Raw genomic sequence first — 18,730 nt, 5'->3', positions numbered from 1 at the left:
TTCGGCGCCATGCGCCCGGTTCAGACGATGGCGTTGTGCCGGGCCTCGGGGGCCTCAGACAGGATCTCGTTCAGTTTGGCCAGCGCCCCGGCCAGCGCATCCTGGTCAACTGCGCCGCCCAGCGACAGGCGGATGGCGTTGCCCGGTGGTGGTTCCTCCACGCTGAAGGCGTCCGAGCTGGCGATGCCCAGCCCCTGTTCCTGTGCGGCTTGGATCAGCCGGTACTGGTCCAGCCGCGGCGGTAGCGGCAGCCATACGTGCAGGCCGGCCGGGTGCGCCCGCGCGCGGGACGGCAGGTACTGCGCGGCAATCGCCTGGCGCTCGCGCAGCTCCTGCTGGAAGCGCTGCACCATGTCCTGGGCCTGGCCGCTGCGGATCCACTGCGACGCCACCGCCACCATCGACTGGGTCGGCATCAGCGCGATCGCACGCAGGGCGTCCAGCACCGGTTCCATCGGTTCGCCGCCCGGCACCACCAGGTAGGCGGTGCGCAGGCCCGGTGCCAGGCACTTGGACAGGGTGGAGATGTAATACACCGGGCAGCCGGCGTCGCGGTGGGCGGCCAGCGGCGGTGCGGCGTCCCCGGCCAGCAACCAGTAGGGATCGTCTTCGATCACGGTCAGATCGTGGCGCTTGGCAACCGCCAGCAGGGCCTGCCGGCGTTGTGCCGACATCGTCGCCGTGGTCGGGTTCTGGATGGTCGGTACCAGATACAGCAGGCGCGGGCGGCGCAGCTGGCAGGCCTCTTCCAGCGCGTCGGGCAGCATGCCTTCGGCGTCCATCGCCACTGGCACCACGCCCCGCTGCAGCACGCGCGCGGCGGCCAGCAGGCCCGGGTAGGTCAGCTGCTCGGCGGCGATCAGCTCGCCCGGCTGGGTGCGGGCCAGGATCAGTGCGCACAGTGCGGTCTGCGCGCCGGGGCAGATCACCACCTGGTCGGCACCCACCGTGCCCAGCACCGGTGACAGCCACTGCACGGCGGCGGCGCGGTCCTCGCGGGTGCCGGCGCCGACGTGGTAGCTCATCAGTTCGCCCTGGCCCAGCTGCTGGCCCACGTGCTGGAAACCGGCCTCCATGCCCTGTGCGAACGGCGCGCTGCCCAGCAGCGGCGGGATGTTCATGCTCAGGTCCACCGAGGTGCTGCGGTTGCCGGCCGACAGCGCGATGAAGGTGCCGCCGGCGCCCTGCGCATCCAGCAGGCCAGCCTGGCGCAGCTCGGCAAAGGCCCGGGTGACCGTGGTCAGGTCCACGCCCACCTGCTGGGCCAGGTCGCGCTGCGGCGGCAGCCGGTCGCCCGGACGCAGCACGCCGTCATCCACTGCCTCGCGCACCTGCTGGGCGATCTGCAGGTACAGCGGGCCAGCGCCCTCGCGGAAGGGGCGAACCCAGGTGCGATTGGGGTGTTTCAGGCGGCGGCCGGCGGCAGGTGGCGTCATCGGTCAGTTTTTCCATACGTGCAGATGCACAAGTCCATACAATGATGTATCTTGTATGGGCTTGATTGGAGTGGATCGCTCTCTTGTAGGCGACCTCGTACCCACAGTGTAGCCGCTCCACGCCCGGGCGCTGCGCGCAGGCGAGCCGGTCAAGCGCGCTTCTTCAACAGGGTTGACCTCCAATGAATATCTGCTGGAACCGCATCCGCCTGGCGCTGGTCGCCCTGGCCTGCGTCGGCCTGTCGGGCTGTGACTGGGTGCTGCTGGATTCGAAGGGCATGGTCGGGCTCGCCCAGCGCGACCTGATCCTGATCTGCATCGGCCTGATGCTGATCGTGGTGATACCGGCCATCGTGCTGACCTTCGTATTCGCCTGGCGCTTCCGCGCCGGCAACACCAAGGCGAAATACACGCCGGACTGGTCGCACTCCACCAAGGTGGAGATCGTGGTCTGGGGCGTGCCGCTGCTGATCATTGCCGGCCTGGCCGTGATCGTGTGGAAGTCGACCCACGAACTGGACCCGTACAAGCCGCTGGACGTGGCCGGTGAGCCGCTGCACGTGGACGTGATCGCCACCGACTGGAAATGGGTGTTCGTATACCCGGACCTGGGCATCGCCACGGTCAACCAGCTCAACTTCCCGGCCAACCGCCCGCTGGCGTTCAACATCACCTCCAACTCGACGATGAATACCTTCTTCATCCCGCAGCTGGGTGGGCAGATCTACGCGATGGCCGGCATGCGCACGCAGCTGCACCTGATCGCCAACGAGCCCGGCCAGTTCCGTGGCATGTCCGGCAACTACAGCGGGCATGGCTTCTCGAACATGAAGTTCATTGCCACCGCCAGCAGCAACGAGGAGTTCGAGCGCTGGGTGGCCGAGGTACGCAGCGCACCACAGGCGCTGGACTTCAACCAGTTCAAGGCGCTGGCCGCACCGTCGAAGAACGCGCCGGTGCAGCACTTCTCCAGCGTCGAACCGCTGCTGTTCAAGAAGGTCATCGACCAGTTCATCGGCGTCGGTGAGAACACCGCTGCTGCGTCCCCGGCGGGTGCTGCCGGTGGTGCCCAGGTTTCCCAGGAGTAACGAACATGTTGGGTAAATTGACGTGGGAGGCCGTGCCGCTGCACGAGCCGATCGTCGTGGTCACGCTGGCGGCCATGGTGCTGGGTGGCCTCGCGCTGCTTGGCGCGGTGACGTACTTCAAGCTATGGGGCGTGCTCTGGCGCGACTGGTTCACCACCGTGGACCACAAGAAGATCGGCATCATGTACGTGGTAGTGGCGCTGGTCATGCTGGTGCGTGGCTTCGCCGACGCGCTGATGATGCGCGCGCAGTTGGCCGCGGCCGGGCCAGGCAGTGATGGCTTCCTGCCACCGGAGCACTACGACCAGATCTTCACCGCGCATGGCGTGATCATGATCTTCTTCGTGGCCACCCCGTTCGTGGTCGGCCTGATGAACATCATCGTGCCGCTGCAGATCGGCGCACGCGACATGGCGTTCCCGTTCCTCAACGCCTTCAGCTTCTGGATCTTCGTGGTTGGCGCTGCGCTGATGATGATCTCGCTGGGCGTTGGCGAATTCGCCATGACCGGCTGGGTCGCCTATCCGCCGCTGTCGGGCATCGAGTTCAGTCCGGGCGTAGGCGTGGACTACTACATCTGGGCGTTGCAGGCCTCGGGCATCGGCACATTGCTGACCGGCGTCAACCTGTTCATCACCATCCTGCGCATGCGTGCGCCGGGCATGACCCTGATGAAGATGCCGGTGTTCACCTGGACCGTGCTGGTCACCAGCGTGATCATCATCGCCGCCTTCCCGATCCTGACCGTGGCGCTGGGTGCGCTCACCCTGGACCGCTACCTGGACTTCAACTTCTACACCAACACGTTGGGTGGCAACCCGATGATGTACGTGAACCTGGTGTGGGCCTGGGGCCACCCGGAGGTGTACATCCTGGTGCTGCCGGCGTTCGGCATCTTCTCTGAAGTCACCGCCACGTTCGCGCGCAAGAAGCTGTTCGGCTACAAGTCGATGGTGGGCGCCACGCTGGCGATCGGCATCCTGTCGTTCATCGTCTGGCTGCACCACTTCTTCACCATGGGCTCGGGTGCCAGCGTCAATGCCTTCTTCGGCATCATGACGATGATCATCGCCATCCCCACCGGCGTGAAGATCTTTACCTGGCTGTTCACCATGTACGGCGGCCGCGTCGAGTTCAGCGTACCGATGCTGTGGACCATCGCCTTCCTGGTCACCTTCACCATCGGTGGCATGACCGGCGTGCTGCTGGCCATCCCGGGCGCGGACTTCCTGCTGCACAACAGCCTGTTCCTGGTCGCCCACTTCCATAACACCATCATCGGCGGCGCGCTGTTCGGCTACCTGGCCGGCTTCGCCTACTGGTTCCCGAAGGTGTTCGGCTTCACCCTCAACGAGCGCCTGGGCAAGTGGTCGTTCGCCTGCTGGGTGATCGGCTTCTACCTGGCCTTCATGCCGCTGTACATGCTGGGCTTCATGGGCATGACCCGCCGCATGAACCAGTACGACAACCCGGCGTGGACGCCGTACCTGATCGCCGCCTTCATCGGTGCACTGTTCGTGTTCGCGGGCATCATCCTGATGCTGGTGCAGATCTACGTGAGCGTGCGCGACCGCAAGCGCAACCTGGACCTGACCGGCGACCCGTGGAACGCACGCACGCTGGAATGGGCCACGCCGTCGCCGCCGCCGTTCTACAACTTCGCCGTGGTGCCCAAGGCCGATGAGCTGGATGCCTTCCACGAAGCGAAGAAGCGCGGCCTGCCGCCGCCGCCGAAGACGTACGCCCCGATCCACATGCCGAAGAACACCGGCGTGCCGCTGATCCTCAACATCTGGATCCTGGTGCTGTGCTTCGCCCTGGTCTGGCACATCTGGTGGATGGCCGCAGCCAGCTTCATCGCGATGATCGTGACCCTGATCGTGCGGTCCTACGACGAGGACGTGGATTACTACGTCAGTTCCGAAGAGGTGGCGCGCACCGAAGCGGCCAACCTTGCCAAGCTGAAGGAGGTACGCGCATGAACCTGTTGACCCGCCCGGAGCTGGCCAGCGACACGCAGGCGCACGAGGACCACCGCGAGCACGACCATGGCCACGAACAGGGCGGCATGAAGGTGTTCGGCATGTGGGTGTACCTCATGTCCGACTTGGTGCTGTTCGGTTCCCTGTTCGCCTCGTACGCGGTGCTCAGCACCGCCTACGCCGGCGGCCCCACCGGCAAGGAGCTGTTCTCGCTGCCGTTCGTGATGGCCGAGACCTTCCTGCTGCTGGTCTCCAGCATCACCTACGGCCAGGCCGTGCTGGCCATGCATCGCCACGATGCCTCGGCGGTGCTGCGCTGGCTGGGCGTGACTTTCGTGCTCGGTGCCTCGTTCATCGGCATGGAGATCTACGAGTTCTCGCACCTGATCCACGAAGGCGCGGGCCCGAGCACCAGTGCCTACCTGTCGGCGTTCTTCGCGCTGGTCGCCACCCACGGCCTGCACGTGGCCAGCGGCCTGATCTGGATGGCGGTGGTCATGCACCAGGTCTACCGCCGTGGCCTGACCCCGACCAACATCACCCGCGTGTCGTGCCTGAGCCTGTTCTGGCACTTCCTGGACCTGGTGTGGATCTGCGTCTTCACCTTCGTCTACCTGATCGGAGCCTTCTGACATGGCCCACGTCGAAACCTCGCGCGCCGGCAATGCGCACGGCTCCACCAAGTCCTACCTGATCGGCTTCGTGCTGTGCGCGCTGCTGACCGTGGTGCCGTTCGCACTGGTGATGAATCCGGTGCTGTCGCGGCCGCTCACGCTGTTCCTGCTGGTCGGCTTCGCAGTGGCGCAGATCCTGGTGCAGCTGGTCTATTTCCTGCACATGGACCGCAAGTCCGAAGGTGGCTGGAACCTGGCCAGCTTCGTGTTCACCCTGGTGATCCTGTTCATCGTCGTCGCGTTGTCGGTCTGGATCATCTGGAGCATGCACTACCACATGATGATCAACTGAGCCTGCGAACCGTGAAAGGCATTGCGTTCCCCCATCGTGGCCTGCGCCTGGCCGCAGGCCTGCTGCTCGGCCTGCTGGCCGGCTGCAGCGCGCAGTCGCGCATGGACTTCTATGCGAAGGACATCGCCTGCGAAGAACTTGGCCAGCAGTGGTCGATGCCCGACAGCCGCGGCACCGTGCGCGGCCCGAAGGACCTGCAGGGGCAGGTGACCTACCTGTTCTTCGGTTTCACCAGCTGCCCGGACGTGTGCCCGACCACGATGGTCGAGCTGAGCCAAGTCAAGCACCTGATGGGCAAGGATGCCGATCAGCTGCAGGTCGTGTTCGTCAGCGTCGACCCGGCCCGCGACACGCCCGAGGTCGCGCGCACCTATGTGGAAGCGTTCGATCCCAAGGCAATCGCGCTGGTTGGCAACGATGCGCAGCTGGCCGCGATGGCCAGCGACTTCAAGGCGTTCTACCAGAAAGAGCCCGGCCAGGTACCGGATACCTACACCATGAGCCACATTGCCGGTGGCTACGTGTTCGACCGCCAGGGCCGCCTGCGCCTGTTCGCGCCGTACGGCATGCCGGTGGAAAAGCTGTTCTCGGACGTGCAGCGCCTGCTGCTCGAGCCCGGCCACCCGGCCGCCGGCAACGACGCGCTGGCCAGCTGCCACCTCAAGCACAGCGGCACACTGGCCGCGCGGTAACGCCGGTGGGTGCCAACCTTGGTTGGCACGTCCGAATCTGCTCCTGGTAGATGCCAGCCTTGGTTGGCACAGCTGTAGAGCCGAGCCCATGCTCGGCGCCGCGCGCACCGCGCCTGCGGCACCCCGTAGACAGCAGCCGAGCATCGGCTCGGCTCTACACGCGCACGGCCCCGGCAGGTGTCGACCGTTGGTCGGCACACCCCCACACCAATCCCCGGCCGGCCAGGAGAGCCAGCCGGCCGGGGCACCGCTCAACGCCTTACTTGGTCTCTTCCCACTGCACCACGTCCGGCTCGGTGGCGCGGATACCGGCGGTGGACAGCAGCTTGGTGCTCGCATCCAGCGCCGCGTTCACCGACGGGTACTCCACGATCGCCTGGCCCGACGCCTTGGAGACCTTCACCACGGTGCCACCGGTGGCCGTAGCCGCGCGCTGGGCCGATGCTGCATCGGTGAAGAACACCTTGACCCGCGAGGTCGCCACCACCGGCGCTCCGTCACGGGAGACCGCCGCCGCGAACTTGCCGGCACCGGCATCAGCAGGCGCCGCCGCGGCGCCATCCAGCGAACGCTTGGTACGCGAGCTGGTGGTCGCCGCCGCCTGCGGGGTGATCGTGAACTGGCCGCCGCTGGCCTGCTTTACCGTTGCCGAGGGCGACAGCTGGAAACGCGTGCCGCCCACATCGAACGAGCGGCCGGTAGCGGACGCCTTCAGTTCCTGAGCATCCACGGTCGACAGGGTCCTGGCCGGAGGAGTCTGCCCCGAGCTCTGTGCCCAGGCAGGGAAGGTCATCGCCGCGAAGGCGAGCGTGCTCAACAGAATGGTGGTCTTCATCATCAGTGCCCCAGAACGCGGATCTTGAAGAATTCGAGGTTGCCACGCGATGCAGCGGTCGCGGCCTGCCCCATGTCGGTCACTTCCAGCGTCCAGGTGCCCGTGGCGTTCTCATCCAGGAAGGCATTGCTGGACAGCAGGTCCCAGCTGGTGAAGTTGCTCTGCGCGCCACCCGTGCCCGAACCGATCGCGGTGAACGCCGGTTGCACCACGCTGCGGGTACCGCTGGGTGACACCAGCACGAACTGCAGCTGGCGCGTGTTGCGGTGGTTGACCCGGAAGCCCAGCTGCACGCTTTCGATGTTGCGCGCGCCGTTGGCCAACTGGAAGGTCAGGCGTGCAGCGGCGGCCGAGGTGTTGCCGATGGCCACGGTACGCGTGGTGTTGCGCCAGCCGCTGTCGACCAGCGCACCGAGCGACTGGAAGTTCTCGGCCACCTGCACCGCGCGTGCAGCGTTGACCACGCCGAAGCCATACCAGTTGCTGTAGGCACGGCCGGCAGCATTCACCGTCCAGCCCGGCACCAGCGTGCGCCCGTCGGCCAGCGTCACCGCCGGCTGGTTCGGGTGGTTGCGGGTGGCGGTGGTGGCCAGGATGTACTTCACATCGCGATAGGACAGGTTCGGATTGGCTTCCAGCACCAGTGCCGCCACGCCCGAGACCATCGGCGCTGACGCCGAGGTGCCGTTCATCTTGGCGGTGTAGTTGCAGGTGCTGTCGATGGCCGACAGGTTGCTGTCCAGCGTGTTCTGACGGTTGGTGTTCTTGTTGCTGCCCTGCGCGCACCCGGTCACGTCGGTGGTGACGATGGCCGGGTCGTAGGCGCGTGCCACCAGGCCGGGGGCGTACTGGGCCTGCAGGCCGTATTCGCCGCCGAAGGCCGACACCCACAGCGCCGAGCCGGTGGAGGAATACGACGAGCGCACGCCATCGGCACGCACCGCGCCTACCGTGATCACGTTGAACAGGTTGTTGCGCGGATCGCGTCCGGCCGGCACGCAGCCGGTGTTGCGGTTCTTGGTGTCGGTGGTGCAGACATCCTGGGTCTGGCTGATCGAGGCATTGTTGAAGTTGTTGCCCGCCGACTTCACGTAGATGCCGCCGCGGCCACCGCGCGTACCCGACAGTGCCTGCTCGTACGAACGAATCGTGTTTTCGCTGTACGCCAGCGGCAGGTTCGGATTGCCCGGGCCGGCGCCCCAGCTGTTGTTGAACACCTGCACGTCGGCCGATTCCGCGCCGTCCCACCAGGCGTACTCGATGTTGCTCTGCTGGTTGCCCAGGGCTGAGCGCGAAATCGGGTTGAAGCCCTTCAGCGTCGCCGCCGGGGCCACACCACGTACGCCCAGGTTGTTGGCGCCCACCGCGCCAGCAATGCCGCCGACCATGGTGCCGTGGTTGTCGACGTCCGGGTTGGTCGGGGTGGGGTTGTTCGAGCCGTTGGTGAAGTTCTTGCCGGCCACCGCCGCCACGTTGGCCGCCAGGTCCGGATGCGCGATCTGCAGGCCATCATCGACGATGGCGATGGTGACACCCTGGCCACGGATGCCGTTGCGGAACAGGCCATCCACGTTCAGGTCGTTGCCGGCCACCGGCAGGGTGTCGGCCGGGACGGTCTGCCCGGTGTTGAGCAGGTGCCACTGGATACCCGCCAGCGGATCGGCCTGTTGGGCCTGCGCGGTGGCGGCCAGGCTGCCCAGCACCAGGGCAGTGGCAAGGGCCAGGCGCGCAGAGCGCGGTGGCGCGGAGCGTTGCGTGTGTCGCTTCATACACGAATCCTTCTGTTGTGAATCGGCATGGCAGGACGGCGGGGCGGAACTGCCCCATCGCAACGAGCCAAACGCGACACAACGGAGAACCCCCTACCTCTTCACATCCGCAATGTACGAATATGCAAATTGCGTCACAAACACTTAGTACGTCAGGTTATGACAGGGCGCGCGAATGCCTTCACGCCATCTTCGCGCGCTTGCTTCGGGTGCGGGAAACTCGGGTAATCACATGCAGGTGAAGACACATGAAGAAGGAACGCCAGCGTGCACGTGCGCGCGCAGACCAGACCCCGCTCTCGGTTGCCGCCATCCGCAAGGTGGTGCTATCCGTGCATACGCGCAGCCACGACTATGGCGACGATGCCGATATCAGCGAGTTGCTGCCCGAGCTGGCCGCATTCGGCATCACCATGGTGAAACCGCTGCGGCTGTTGATGAAGAAACACCGTCGCGCGCTGCTGCAGGAGGAACGGATCGTCATGCGACGCGCAGAGACGCTGCATCTGCGCACCGAGTGGCGGCACGGTGGCATAGACGTGCATGCAAACACCAGCCGCTACGCCATCGGCGGCCTGGTCCGCACCAGCATGGAACACGAATTTGGCTTCGAGACGATGCTGCCCTTCCACGAGGTGCGCGAGGACGAACCCGCGTAACGCGGTCCCCTCCCGGCGGGTGTGGCAGCGCCGCCGGGGCATCATCGCGCGCCCTCACATCGCGCTGTGCTACTACAGTCCGTGCACCCTTCCGCACGGAGCACGATGATGGTCAATCCGCTCGCCCAGGCCCATCGCGGCCTCGGCACCACGCTGTTCAGCCTGTTGAACCCGATACCCTTCGGCTTCTTCGTCGGTGCACTAATCTTCGACGCGATCTATCTCAACAGCGCCGAGGTGATGTGGGGCAAGGCCGCCGCTTGGCTGATCACGTTCGGCCTGCTGATCGCCATCGTGCCGCGCCTGATCAACCTGTTCGCGGTCTGGCGCCGCAACGGCACGGCCACCCGCATCGACCGCATCGACTTCTTCCTCAACCTGGTCGCGGTGGTGCTGGCCATCTGGAACGCCTTCGTGCACAGCCGCGATGCGTATGCCGTTGCTGTGCCGGGCACGATCCTGTCGGCGCTGACCGTGGCCCTGATCGCCCTGGGCCTGATCCTGTTGTCATTGCAGCCACCGGTGCTGCAGGGAGGTCGTCATGGCTAAGCACATCCTGCCCACCGTGGCCGCGCTGGCACTGGCCGTCACCCTGTCGGCCTGCGCCGGCAAGGCCGAATACCATCCGGCCGACCAGTCGGGACCGCAGCCGCCACTGCCCAAGCCGGCCAACTTCCTGATGCCGCCGATGCAGGTGCCCAAGGGCGTGGGCTGGGCCGACGGCCAGGCCCCCACGGTGGCCGAAGGCCTGAAGATCGAGCGCATCGCCGCCAACCTGCAGCACCCGCGCCGGCTGCTGACCCTGCCCAACGGCGATGTACTGGTGGTGGAAGGCAATGGCCCCGGCGAAGAGCCGGTCACCACACCCAAGCAGTGGATCGCCGGCAAGGTGAAGGCGCGCTCGGGCAAGGCCGGCAAGGGCGGCAATCGCGTCACGCTGCTGCGCCGCTCGCCGGGCACCAACACCTGGACCCAGCACGTCTACATCGAGGGCCTGCATTCGCCATTCGGCATCCAGCTGATCGGTGACACGCTGTATGTGGCCAACACCGGCAACATCATGCAGTACCACTACGTGCCCGGCGAAACCCGCATGTCCGACAAGGGCCGCGAGTTCACCGACCTGCCCAGCACCATCAACCACCACTGGACCAAGGAACTGCTGGCCAGCCGCGATGGCAGCAAGCTGTACGTGGGCGTCGGCTCCAACAGCAACATTACTGAAAATGGCCTGGCCGTCGAATACCGCCGCGCGGTCGTGCTGGAGGTGGACGTAGCCACCCGTGGCAGCCGCATCTTCGCGTCGGGCATCCGCAACCCGACCGGGCTGGACTGGGAGCCGAGCACTGGCCAGCTGTGGGCCGTGGCCAACGAGCGTGATGAGATCGGTGCCGACCTGGTGCCGGATTACCTCACCTCGGTGAAGGAAGATGGCTTCTACGGCTGGCCCTACAGCTACTACGGCCAGCACGTGGACGAGCGCGTGCAGCCGCAGCGGCCGGACCTGGTGGCCAAGGCGATCGTGCCGGACTATGCCATCGGCTCGCACGTGGCACCGCTGGGCCTGTTGTTCTACACCGGCCAGGCACTGCCGGCGCAGTACCACGGCGGCGCCTTCATCGGCGAGCACGGCAGCTGGGACCGCTCGCCACTGAGTGGCTACGAAGTGGTCTACGTACCGTTCAAGGACGGCAAGCCGACCGGGCGGCCGCAGACCGTGGTCAGCGGCTTCACCTCGAAGGACGAGAAGACCCTGATGGGTGCGCCGGTGGGCATGGCGATGGATGCCGAGGGCGCACTGCTGGTGGCCGACGACGTGGGCGACGTGGTGTGGCGGGTGTCGGCGAAATAGCTGTGTAGCGTCGAGCCACGCTCGACTGCTGTGGATCCGGCCTTTGTAGAGCCGAGCCCATGCTCGGCTTACGCGCGCAGCGCGCGGGTTTCCGTGCACCGAGCGAACAGCAGCCGAGCATGGGCTCGGCTCTACAGTTCGGCGGTACTGCTGCGGAACCCGCTGAACACCGATTCGGCGGCAAATCCCACGCCGCCCAGCAGCACGCCGAAGTACACCACCGTGGCCACCACGAAGCCGTAGCCGGCTGCCACCGCCGCACCATCGCGCTGGATGAAGCCAATCGCAAACGACATCAGCGCCAGCGCCGGCAGCGTGTTGCTGAAGGGAATCGGCCCGGCCGGCGCCATCAGCAGCAGGGTCGCGAACACCAGCATCAGGTTGTTCAGGCGCATCATCTTCTTCGAGCGCACCATCACCGCCAGCCGCATCGGCCGCGACAGCCGCTCCATGCGGTGCACCCATTTCAGCGCACGGCCCAGGTTGGCCTTCAGCTTTTCGGTGGCGATCCCGCGGCGCGCCAGCTTCTGCGGCACCCACAGCGGGCGGTTGCGCACCCGGCTCAGGCCGATCAGCAGGATCGAGGCGCCAAACACCGTGCTCAGCCCAGGAATCGACACCGGAATGATGAAGATGGCCGAGAGCAGGATCACGATCAGCAGCAGGCCCTCATCGCCCAGCGCGCTGAGCAGGGTGCCGACGCTCACCTGGTCGCCGGGCAGCTCTTCGATCATCTGCTCGATCTGCTGGGCCAGGGGCGCACTGTCGTTGGTTTCGGGGGCACGGTAGGTCATGCGTCGCAAGGTTCTCCAGGGAAGGGCGGTCAGCGGGCCGTCCTGCGGTGGGGGACGCACAGGCTCCTGCAGTATCCCGGCCAACGTGGGCAAAGAGGTGAACCGGGCATGAGGGGGTAAACTGGCGTGCCCCGCACGAGTTGAACGCAATGGACATGGGCCGCAGGCAATCGACCATCGAACTGGTCGCCATCGACATGGATGGCACGCTGCTGGACCCGTCGCACCAGCTCACCCCCCGCGCCAGGAAGGCCATCGCGCAGGCGCGCGCACTGGGCGTGCACATCGTGCTGACCAGTGGCCGCCCGGTTCCGGGTCTGGCGCCGTACCTGCACGAGCTCGGCATCACCGGCAACGACGACTACTGCATCGCCTGCAATGGCGGCCTGGTGCAGCGCATCGGCACGCGCGAAACCGTGGTCGAGTATCCGCTCAGCTTCGACGATTTCCTGTTCTGCGAGCAGGTGGCCCGCGACCTGGGCGTGCACTTCCAGGCGCTGGACAGCCAGCGCATGTACACGCCCAACCAGGACATCAGCTACTACACCGTGGCCGACTCGCATCTTTCGCGGATGCCACTGTCGTATCGCCGCGTGGAAGACATGGACCCGTCGATGTCCTTCATCAAGCTGATGATGATCGACGAACCCGAGGTGCTGGACGCTGCCATCGCGCGCCTGCCCAGCGCGCTGACCGAGCGCTTCGCGGTATTGAAGAGCGCACCGTTCTTCCTGGAAGTGTTCGACCACCGCGCGGGCAAGGGGCCGAGCCTGCAAAGACTGGCCGAGCACCTGGGCATCGACCGCGCCAACGTGATGGCCATCGGCGACCAGGAAAACGACCTGACCATGCTGCAGTACGCCGGCACCAGCGTGGCGATGGGCAATGCCATCGACGCGGTGAAGGCGGTGGCGCGGTTTGAGACCAGCAGCAATGCCGACGAAGGCGTGGCGCGCGCGATCGAGCGTTTCGTCCTGCAGTAGCCGCGCGTCTCTATGCTCTGGTAGCTGCCAACCTTGGTTGGCACACGCAGGCGGCCAGCGCCGACCTGGGTCTATACCCACGTATAGCCCACCCATCCCCACCGCCATCGGCGCTGTACCACCGCGCAATGGCGGATGCGGCAGCGCGATGCAAGAATTTCGCACGTCGAAATCACGCCATCGAATCCTGCGGCAGATGATCGTCTTCCTCTGCTGACCGGCGCGCACCGCGCCGTCGCTCTCTCAACGCAATCGCACCGCCAGCCAGGGCGCCGACACCGGCGCTGCAACGCGCTGGGCGTGCGCCTGCGCGGCTCTCTCCCTGCACCCTGGATCTACTGCCATGAACACCCCACCCACGACGCGCCTCGCCCTGGCCATCATCGCGGCCATCACCGCACCTGCGTACGCTGCAGAAACGCAGGACGCCGCGCTCGACACGCCCACCACGCTCAACGCCCTGCAGGTCATCGCCACGCCGCGCGGCGCGGCCGTGGCACCGACCCAGGTGGTCGGTCCCAACCGCTACATCATCAAGGCCGAGGACCTCGACGCGATGGTCACCGGCAACAATGGCCTGGCCATGCTGAAGCAGGTGCCGGGCGCGAGCTATACCGCCACCGATGGGCTGGGCCTGGATATCTCCGCCACCAGCCTGTTCGTGCGCGGCTTCCGCATGAACGAAATGGGCATCACCTTCGAAGGCGTGCCGCTGAATGACAACGGCTTCCTCTCGCTTACCGGCACCAGCGTGGTGAACGTGGGCGTGCCCGATGGCATCGGCGCGATCACGGTCAGCCCCGGTGGCGCACCGGTCAGCGTGTTCTCCAGCAGCGTCAACGGCGGCAGCTTGGAATACCGCCTGCGCGACCTGCAGGACACGCCCAGCCTGCGCGTGAAGCAGGGCGTGGGCAGCAACAGCACGCTAGTCACCACCGTATCCGGGCAGAGCGGCCAGCTCGGCGAGCATGGCCCGAAAGTGCTGGTCGACCTGCAGCGCGTGTCCGCCGACAAGTACCAGGGCGAGGGCACGCAGAACTTCCTGCGCGGCGACCTGAAGCTGCAGCAGGACGTCGCCTGGGGCGATGTCACCGTGTTCCTGTCCGACAGCAAGGCCAAGGTCTGGGGTTACAACAACATTTCCTTCGACATGATCCGCAAGCTGGGCTGGAAGGCCGACATCTTCTACCCGGACTACGCCTGGGCGTATTACGTGGCCTCGCCGGAGAACGCAGACAAATCCTGCGGCGCCTATACCTGTGGTGAACTGTCCGGGCTTATTCCCTACGACACCGGCCAGAGCACGCGTGACCGCGTGTCCTCGATCAACCACCGCTTCCAGATCAGTCCGGCGCTGAGCGGCAACGTGCAGCTGTACAACGCCAACAGCCACACCCAGGCCACGCTGACCGACCCGAACGTGCCGTCGCCCAACGGCGCGCCGTTCTCCGAACAGGTGCAGACCCCGCGCCTCAACCGGCTGGGCGGCATGGTCAACCTGCAGTTCGAGACCGGCGCGCACACCGTCACCGCCGGCTTCTGGCAGGAGAAGAGCAAGGCCGCCGCCAAGACCGAGTGGTACCAGCAGCCGCTGCTGGGCGAGGGCCCGCCGCTGAAGGCCACCGGTCCGTTCGATGTGTACGGCCCCGCGTTCAAGACCGACAACGCATCGAGCTGGGTGACCCGCTCGCGCCAGTTCTACCTGCAGGACGACATCGTGCTGAACGACACGCTGAAGCTGGGTGTCGGCTTCAAGGCCGTGGACTTCCGCACCCGCGGCGGCGGCCTCGGTGACGCCAAGGACCGGCCGGTGAACGGCACGCTGCGCGCGAAGAGCAACTTCCTGCCGCACGTCTCGCTGTTCTGGAGCCCGACCGAATCCACCGATGCCTTCATCGACCTGGCCAATACCATGAACGGCTATCGCGTGGCCCAGCGCGGCAACATCGGCTACACCGCCTCGGCGTGGACCATCACCGACCAGGAGGAGTTCGACCGCGTGGCCGGCACGCTGCGCCCGGAGAAGAACTGGAACCTCACCGTGGGCGCATCGCATCGCTTCGACCGGCTGACGATCACCGGCGACGTGTTCTACAACGACATCCGCAACCGACTGCTGTCGGCCGCCATCGGCACCCAGTTCGCACAGATCAACACCGTGCGGCTGATGCCGAAGATGCACGTGATCGGTGCCGACCTCGGCATCACCGCCGACCTGACTGACCACCTGCAGTTCTACCAGGGCGTGGCCGTGGCCCGTTCGTACTACGACAGCGATTTCGTGGTGGGCGACACGGTGTACCCGATCAAGGGCAACGCGCAGCCGGGCTACCCGCAGATCTCGCTGGTCAGCGACCTGTCAGCGCATTTCGGTGACTGGCGTTTTGGCGCCACCAGCACCTCCTACCTGCGCCAGCCCTTCACCTACGAGAACGACATCCGCGTGCCGACGTTCTGGCAGGTCAACACCTATGCCGCCTACCGCTTCGGTGCCGACAGCGCGGTGCCCGGCCTGGAGCTGCGGCTGGACGTGAGCAACCTGTTCAACCGCCACAACATCGGCACCGCCACCATTGCCGGCTCGTCGTTCTCGGGGGATTACCAGACCCTGCAGCGCAGCGCGCCACGGCAGCTGATGTTCAGTACCTCGATGGCGTTCTGAGGCGATGAGGGTGGGGTCAGAGCCCTTTGCTGCGCAAAGGGATCCGACCCCGCAGCCACCCCGTGATCGGGGTCAGACCCCTTTGCGCAGCAAAGGGCTCTGACCCCAGACCCCGCTTTGCGCGGCCGGCAGCGATTTTCCGGCAGCGACGCAAGGTTCCCACAATGTTGCTGGGTCATCCTGTTGGCATGGCACAGCACAACCCGCGAACCCCGTTGTTCGGCATCCGGGGCCCAGGACGGCCCCGGCAGGCTCTGTCCGTGGCGCCGGCGATCGATCTGCAGGGCGAGTACCAGTTCTGGCAGGTCTACGAACGCGTGGTCCGCCCGCTGCCCGGCGGTGGGCTGCGCCGGGCCTGGCTGGTGTGCCAGAAGGTGTACCGGGACCGCCTGCGGTTCCCGCATGACACCCGTGAAGCCGCGCTGGCGCGTGTGCTTTTCGGCAGCAACAGCACGCCCGAGCGCGCAGCCGAACTGCAGGACCTCTTCGGCCTTGTCAGCCGCCGCATGGCGTCCGTTGCCGTCCGGCGACAGGCGCCCATCCTGGGAAAGTGAATCACTGGCCAGGAATCGACACGCGTTGATGGCTTTCTCTTGGTCCGCCTGCTTTTGGCCTATTCTGGGGCGGGCTGGTAAGGACGGGAAACGATGGAAATCAGACGATCTGCACGCCTTGTGATCGTTGCTGAGGATGCGGTGTTGCTGTTCCGGTATCACGATGAACACCACGCTCCGTTCTGGGCTACACCGGGCGGGGAGCTTCTGCCCGGGGAGGGATATGCGGACGCCGCACGGCGTGAGCTCAGGGAGGAGACCGGATTGGATCTGCCGATAGGCGTGCGGCTGGAAAAGCGCGATGCCATCTACGCGGTCGCCCGATCAACGCCCGCGCGATGGCTGGAAGAATATTTTCTGGTCCGCAGCCCCAACCAGCCCGACATCCAGCGTGACGGGTGGACGGAGGAGGAAAATGCCACGATCAGGGCGTGGAAATGGTGGCGCGTAGAAGAGATGAGAGAACAGCCTGCTTCCCTGTTCAAGCCGGAATGGCTGCCGGATCTTTTTGAACGTGTGCCCGCATGACGCGGCCTGATTCTGCCCGCTGCGATTACGTGCTCGCCTTCCCCCGGTCCAGCTGCCGGTAGCCAATGGCCTCGGCCAGATGCGCCGTCTGGATCGTTTCGCAACCCGCCAGATCGGCAATCGTGCGCGCCACCCGCAGAATCCGGTGCATCGCCCGCGCCGACAGCTGCAGGCGCTCGATGGCCTGTTCCAGCATGTCCTGATCTGCCTCGCTCAGTCGGGTACAGGCCCGCAGTGCCGCCGGCGGCAGATGCGCGTTGAGCCCGCCACGCACCTGCTGCTTGGCATGGGCGGCTTCCACCCGTGCACGTACCGCCGCACTGGGCTCCCCCAGCGGCGTGCTCTCCCGCAACTCCACTGCGTCCATACGGGCCACACTGATATGCAGGTCGATACGGTCCAGCAACGGGCCGGACACGCGCGCACGGTAGCGGTTGATGCGCTCATCACTGCACAGGCAGCGGTTGCTGCGGTCGCCAGCCCAGCCGCAGGGGCAGGGATTCATCGCCGCCACCAGCTGGAATCGCGCTGGATACTGCACGCTGCGTGCCGCGCGGGCGATGCGGATGTGGCCGGATTCCAGCGGCTGGCGCAGGGTCTCCAACGCACTGCGGTTCCACTCCGGAAGCTCATCCAGGAACAGCACGCCGTGATGGGCCAGCGAGATTTCGCCAGGGCAGGGCGGATTGCCGCCACCCACCAGCGCCGCCGCGCTCGCACTGTGGTGCGGTGCCCGGAAGGGCCGCTGCCGCCATCGTCTTGGGTCCAGCCCTTCGCCACTCACCGAGGCAATCGCGGCCATCTGCAACGCCTCGGCTTCCTCGGTATCCGGCAACAGGCTGGGCAGGCGCGAAGCCAAGAGCGTCTTGCCGCAGCCAGGGCTGCCGATCAGCAGAAGGTGATGACCCCCCGCTGCGGCAACCTCCAACGCGCGCCGTGCATGCGCCTGCCCCCGCACGTCGGCCAGATCGGGCAGGGGCAACGGTGTCGTGTCCACGCGCTCCACGGACGGCAGCAGGCGCGGATTGCCCAGACCGGCACAGCACTCCAGTAGCGTGCGCGCCACGCGCACATCCGCGTGCTCGGCCAGCGCCGCCTCGGCGGCATTGCCGGGCGGCACCACCAGGATGCGGCCGGCATCAGCCGCCGCAATCGCAGCAGGCAGCGCTCCGGCCACCGGCCGCAGTTCGCCGGTCAGCCCCAGCTCGCCCAGGAACTCGTATTGCAGCAGCGACTGCGGATCGACCTGGCCACTCGCGGCAAGAATGCCCAGCGCGATGGCCAGGTCGTAGCGCCCACCTTCCTTGGGCAGGTCGGCAGGCGCGAGGTTGAGCGTGATGCGCCGCTGCGGAAAGTCGAAGCGTGCACAGAGCAGCGCGGCACGCACGCGCTCGCGGGATTCGCGCACGCTGGTCTCGGCCAGGCCGACAATCTGGGTGGCGGGCAGGCCGCCAGAGAGGTGCACTTCCACCCGCACCAGCGGGGCATCGACCCCGGCGCGGGCACGGCTGTGGACCAGCGCCAGGCTCATGTGTGGATTCCTGCAGAAAGACGCCTGATGATGCGGCAGGTAATCTGCGTGGGACTATCGGGGTTTGCCGGCAATGCGTCTCGGGGTATTTCTGCCTGCAAAGGGCGCAGCGTGCGCATCGAGGGCAAATGATCTGTGCAGCGCGGCTCTGGGATGGCGGTCTCGCAGGTCTTGCGTCAGACAAGGCGTACTACAGGGCAGTGAAGGAAAGGAGCGAGCTGAAATGCAGTGCATTCGAGTACTGATGGCCCTCTCGCTCGCCATGGGCCTGCCGGGGTGCCGGGATGAGGTGGAGAGTTCAACGTATCCCATTGGCCAGACGGGAGAGACGTGCACCGCCTACAAGGGCTTCGAGCGCCAGCCGCCTGAAGTAGTTGTGGCCGAGCTTGCCAAGCGAGG

At 66.2% G+C, this 18,730-nt stretch carries 17 protein-coding genes; 12 read left to right on the top strand and 5 right to left on the bottom strand.

The features are described from left to right. Nucleotides 1–20: 20 nt before the first annotated feature. Complete coding sequence (locus AC5P56_RS02820; protein ID WP_142235082.1) at nucleotides 21–1,436, bottom strand: aminotransferase-like domain-containing protein; 1,416 nt, start codon at nucleotides 1,434–1,436, stop codon at nucleotides 21–23. Nucleotides 1,437–1,618: 182 nt separating this feature from the next. Here AC5P56_RS02820 and cyoA point away from each other — a divergent pair, with 182 nt between their 5' ends. Genes cyoA through AC5P56_RS02795 form a run of 5 tightly spaced genes read left to right on the top strand, consistent with a single transcriptional unit; the run spans nucleotide 1,619 to nucleotide 6,164 of the window. Continuing rightward, nucleotides 1,619–2,524, top strand: a complete 906-nt coding sequence (gene cyoA, locus AC5P56_RS02815; RefSeq protein WP_014648731.1) for a ubiquinol oxidase subunit II — start codon at nucleotides 1,619–1,621, stop codon at nucleotides 2,522–2,524. Nucleotides 2,525–2,529: 5 nt separating this feature from the next. Then, complete coding sequence (cyoB, locus tag AC5P56_RS02810) at nucleotides 2,530–4,506, top strand: cytochrome o ubiquinol oxidase subunit I (RefSeq protein ID WP_032958781.1); 1,977 nt, start codon at nucleotides 2,530–2,532, stop codon at nucleotides 4,504–4,506. Then, nucleotides 4,503–5,138: a cytochrome o ubiquinol oxidase subunit III gene (cyoC, locus tag AC5P56_RS02805; protein WP_080355823.1), complete on the top strand. Its 636-nt coding sequence runs from the start codon at nucleotides 4,503–4,505 to the stop codon at nucleotides 5,136–5,138. Before cyoB ends, cyoC begins: the two co-directional genes overlap by 4 nt. 1 nt (nucleotide 5,139) lies before the next feature. Continuing rightward, nucleotides 5,140–5,472, top strand: coding sequence for a cytochrome o ubiquinol oxidase subunit IV (cyoD, locus tag AC5P56_RS02800; RefSeq protein ID WP_006399830.1), 333 nt, complete (start codon nucleotides 5,140–5,142; stop codon nucleotides 5,470–5,472). Between the two features lie 11 nt (nucleotides 5,473–5,483). Then, nucleotides 5,484–6,164 carry an SCO family protein gene (locus AC5P56_RS02795; protein WP_049441993.1) on the top strand — a complete coding sequence of 227 codons (681 nt, stop codon included), beginning with the start codon at nucleotides 5,484–5,486 and terminating at the stop codon, nucleotides 6,162–6,164. A 259-nt stretch (nucleotides 6,165–6,423) separates the two neighbouring features. Here the strand turns inward: AC5P56_RS02795 and AC5P56_RS02790 are convergent, their stop codons facing one another. Then, on the bottom strand, nucleotides 6,424–7,002 hold the full coding sequence (locus tag AC5P56_RS02790; RefSeq protein ID WP_032958787.1) for a hypothetical protein: 579 nt from the start codon (nucleotides 7,000–7,002) through the stop codon (nucleotides 6,424–6,426). Then, nucleotides 7,002–8,768, bottom strand: a complete 1,767-nt coding sequence (locus tag AC5P56_RS02785) for a S8 family serine peptidase (protein ID WP_049408020.1) — start codon at nucleotides 8,766–8,768, stop codon at nucleotides 7,002–7,004. The genes AC5P56_RS02790 and AC5P56_RS02785 overlap by 1 nt, the downstream gene beginning before the upstream one ends. A 248-nt stretch (nucleotides 8,769–9,016) precedes the next feature. Here AC5P56_RS02785 and AC5P56_RS02780 point away from each other — a divergent pair, with 248 nt between their 5' ends. The 3 genes from AC5P56_RS02780 to AC5P56_RS02770 all read left to right on the top strand — a co-directional run bounded on the left by AC5P56_RS02780 (nucleotide 9,017) and on the right by AC5P56_RS02770 (nucleotide 11,279). Next, a complete protein-coding gene (locus AC5P56_RS02780; RefSeq protein WP_495231448.1) occupies nucleotides 9,017–9,427 on the top strand; it encodes a hypothetical protein in 411 nt (136 codons plus the stop codon). Between the two features lie 108 nt (nucleotides 9,428–9,535). After that, nucleotides 9,536–9,976: a DUF2231 domain-containing protein gene (locus AC5P56_RS02775; protein WP_041863928.1), complete on the top strand. Its 441-nt coding sequence runs from the start codon at nucleotides 9,536–9,538 to the stop codon at nucleotides 9,974–9,976. Continuing rightward, entirely contained in the window at nucleotides 9,969–11,279 is a 1,311-nt protein-coding gene (locus AC5P56_RS02770; RefSeq protein WP_049441987.1) for a PQQ-dependent sugar dehydrogenase, read from the top strand. The genes AC5P56_RS02775 and AC5P56_RS02770 overlap by 8 nt, the downstream gene beginning before the upstream one ends. Nucleotides 11,280–11,410: 131 nt before the next feature. Here the strand turns inward: AC5P56_RS02770 and AC5P56_RS02765 are convergent, their stop codons facing one another. Then, nucleotides 11,411–12,073 (bottom strand): exopolysaccharide biosynthesis protein, encoded by a 663-nt coding sequence (locus AC5P56_RS02765; RefSeq protein ID WP_445391976.1) that lies wholly within the window; start codon nucleotides 12,071–12,073, stop codon nucleotides 11,411–11,413. Nucleotides 12,074–12,222: 149 nt separating this feature from the next. On the opposite strand from AC5P56_RS02765, the gene yidA reads away from it, so the two are divergent. The 4 genes from yidA to AC5P56_RS02745 all read left to right on the top strand — a co-directional run bounded on the left by yidA (nucleotide 12,223) and on the right by AC5P56_RS02745 (nucleotide 16,800). After that, the gene (yidA, locus tag AC5P56_RS02760) at nucleotides 12,223–13,056 is read left to right on the top strand and encodes a sugar-phosphatase (RefSeq protein WP_262216889.1); all 834 of its coding nucleotides are present in this window, start codon (nucleotides 12,223–12,225) and stop codon (nucleotides 13,054–13,056) included. Between the two features lie 343 nt (nucleotides 13,057–13,399). Beyond that, nucleotides 13,400–15,718, top strand: a complete 2,319-nt coding sequence (locus AC5P56_RS02755) for a TonB-dependent receptor (RefSeq protein WP_136191750.1) — start codon at nucleotides 13,400–13,402, stop codon at nucleotides 15,716–15,718. A 164-nt stretch (nucleotides 15,719–15,882) separates the two neighbouring features. Next, nucleotides 15,883–16,272 carry a hypothetical protein gene (locus AC5P56_RS02750; RefSeq protein WP_041863926.1) on the top strand — a complete coding sequence of 130 codons (390 nt, stop codon included), beginning with the start codon at nucleotides 15,883–15,885 and terminating at the stop codon, nucleotides 16,270–16,272. A 93-nt stretch (nucleotides 16,273–16,365) separates the two neighbouring features. Beyond that, the gene (locus AC5P56_RS02745) at nucleotides 16,366–16,800 is read left to right on the top strand and encodes an NUDIX hydrolase (RefSeq protein ID WP_049408006.1); all 435 of its coding nucleotides are present in this window, start codon (nucleotides 16,366–16,368) and stop codon (nucleotides 16,798–16,800) included. A gap of 25 nt (nucleotides 16,801–16,825) precedes the next feature. On the opposite strand, the gene AC5P56_RS02740 is transcribed toward AC5P56_RS02745, so the two are convergent. Then, the gene (locus AC5P56_RS02740) at nucleotides 16,826–18,331 is read right to left on the bottom strand and encodes a YifB family Mg chelatase-like AAA ATPase (protein ID WP_495231447.1); all 1,506 of its coding nucleotides are present in this window, start codon (nucleotides 18,329–18,331) and stop codon (nucleotides 16,826–16,828) included. Nucleotides 18,332–18,730 lie beyond the last annotated feature (399 nt).

Source organism: Stenotrophomonas sp. YJH_SMC_131 (assembly GCF_059367975.1).
This window is presented reverse-complemented; position numbering and strand designations above follow the sequence as displayed.

Bases quoted from the DNA above. Each gene is read 5' to 3' on its own strand.
- AC5P56_RS02820 (WP_142235082.1), bottom strand. From the start codon at position 1,436: ATGACGCCACCTGCCGCCGGCCGCCGCCTGAAACACCCCAATCGCACC.
- cyoA (WP_014648731.1), top strand. From the start codon at position 1,619: ATGAATATCTGCTGGAACCGCATCCGCCTGGCGCTGGTCGCCCTGGCC.
- cyoB (WP_032958781.1), top strand. From the start codon at position 2,530: ATGTTGGGTAAATTGACGTGGGAGGCCGTGCCGCTGCACGAGCCGATC.
- cyoC (WP_080355823.1), top strand. From the start codon at position 4,503: ATGAACCTGTTGACCCGCCCGGAGCTGGCCAGCGACACGCAGGCGCAC.
- cyoD (WP_006399830.1), top strand. From the start codon at position 5,140: ATGGCCCACGTCGAAACCTCGCGCGCCGGCAATGCGCACGGCTCCACC.
- AC5P56_RS02790 (WP_032958787.1), bottom strand. From the start codon at position 7,002: ATGATGAAGACCACCATTCTGTTGAGCACGCTCGCCTTCGCGGCGATG.
- AC5P56_RS02785 (WP_049408020.1), bottom strand. From the start codon at position 8,768: ATGAAGCGACACACGCAACGCTCCGCGCCACCGCGCTCTGCGCGCCTG.
- AC5P56_RS02780 (WP_495231448.1), top strand. From the start codon at position 9,017: ATGAAGAAGGAACGCCAGCGTGCACGTGCGCGCGCAGACCAGACCCCG.
- AC5P56_RS02775 (WP_041863928.1), top strand. From the start codon at position 9,536: ATGGTCAATCCGCTCGCCCAGGCCCATCGCGGCCTCGGCACCACGCTG.
- AC5P56_RS02770 (WP_049441987.1), top strand. From the start codon at position 9,969: ATGGCTAAGCACATCCTGCCCACCGTGGCCGCGCTGGCACTGGCCGTC.
- AC5P56_RS02765 (WP_445391976.1), bottom strand. From the start codon at position 12,073: ATGACCTACCGTGCCCCCGAAACCAACGACAGTGCGCCCCTGGCCCAG.
- yidA (WP_262216889.1), top strand. From the start codon at position 12,223: ATGGACATGGGCCGCAGGCAATCGACCATCGAACTGGTCGCCATCGAC.
- AC5P56_RS02755 (WP_136191750.1), top strand. From the start codon at position 13,400: ATGAACACCCCACCCACGACGCGCCTCGCCCTGGCCATCATCGCGGCC.
- AC5P56_RS02750 (WP_041863926.1), top strand. From the start codon at position 15,883: ATGTTGCTGGGTCATCCTGTTGGCATGGCACAGCACAACCCGCGAACC.
- AC5P56_RS02745 (WP_049408006.1), top strand. From the start codon at position 16,366: ATGGAAATCAGACGATCTGCACGCCTTGTGATCGTTGCTGAGGATGCG.
- AC5P56_RS02740 (WP_495231447.1), bottom strand. From the start codon at position 18,331: ATGAGCCTGGCGCTGGTCCACAGCCGTGCCCGCGCCGGGGTCGATGCC.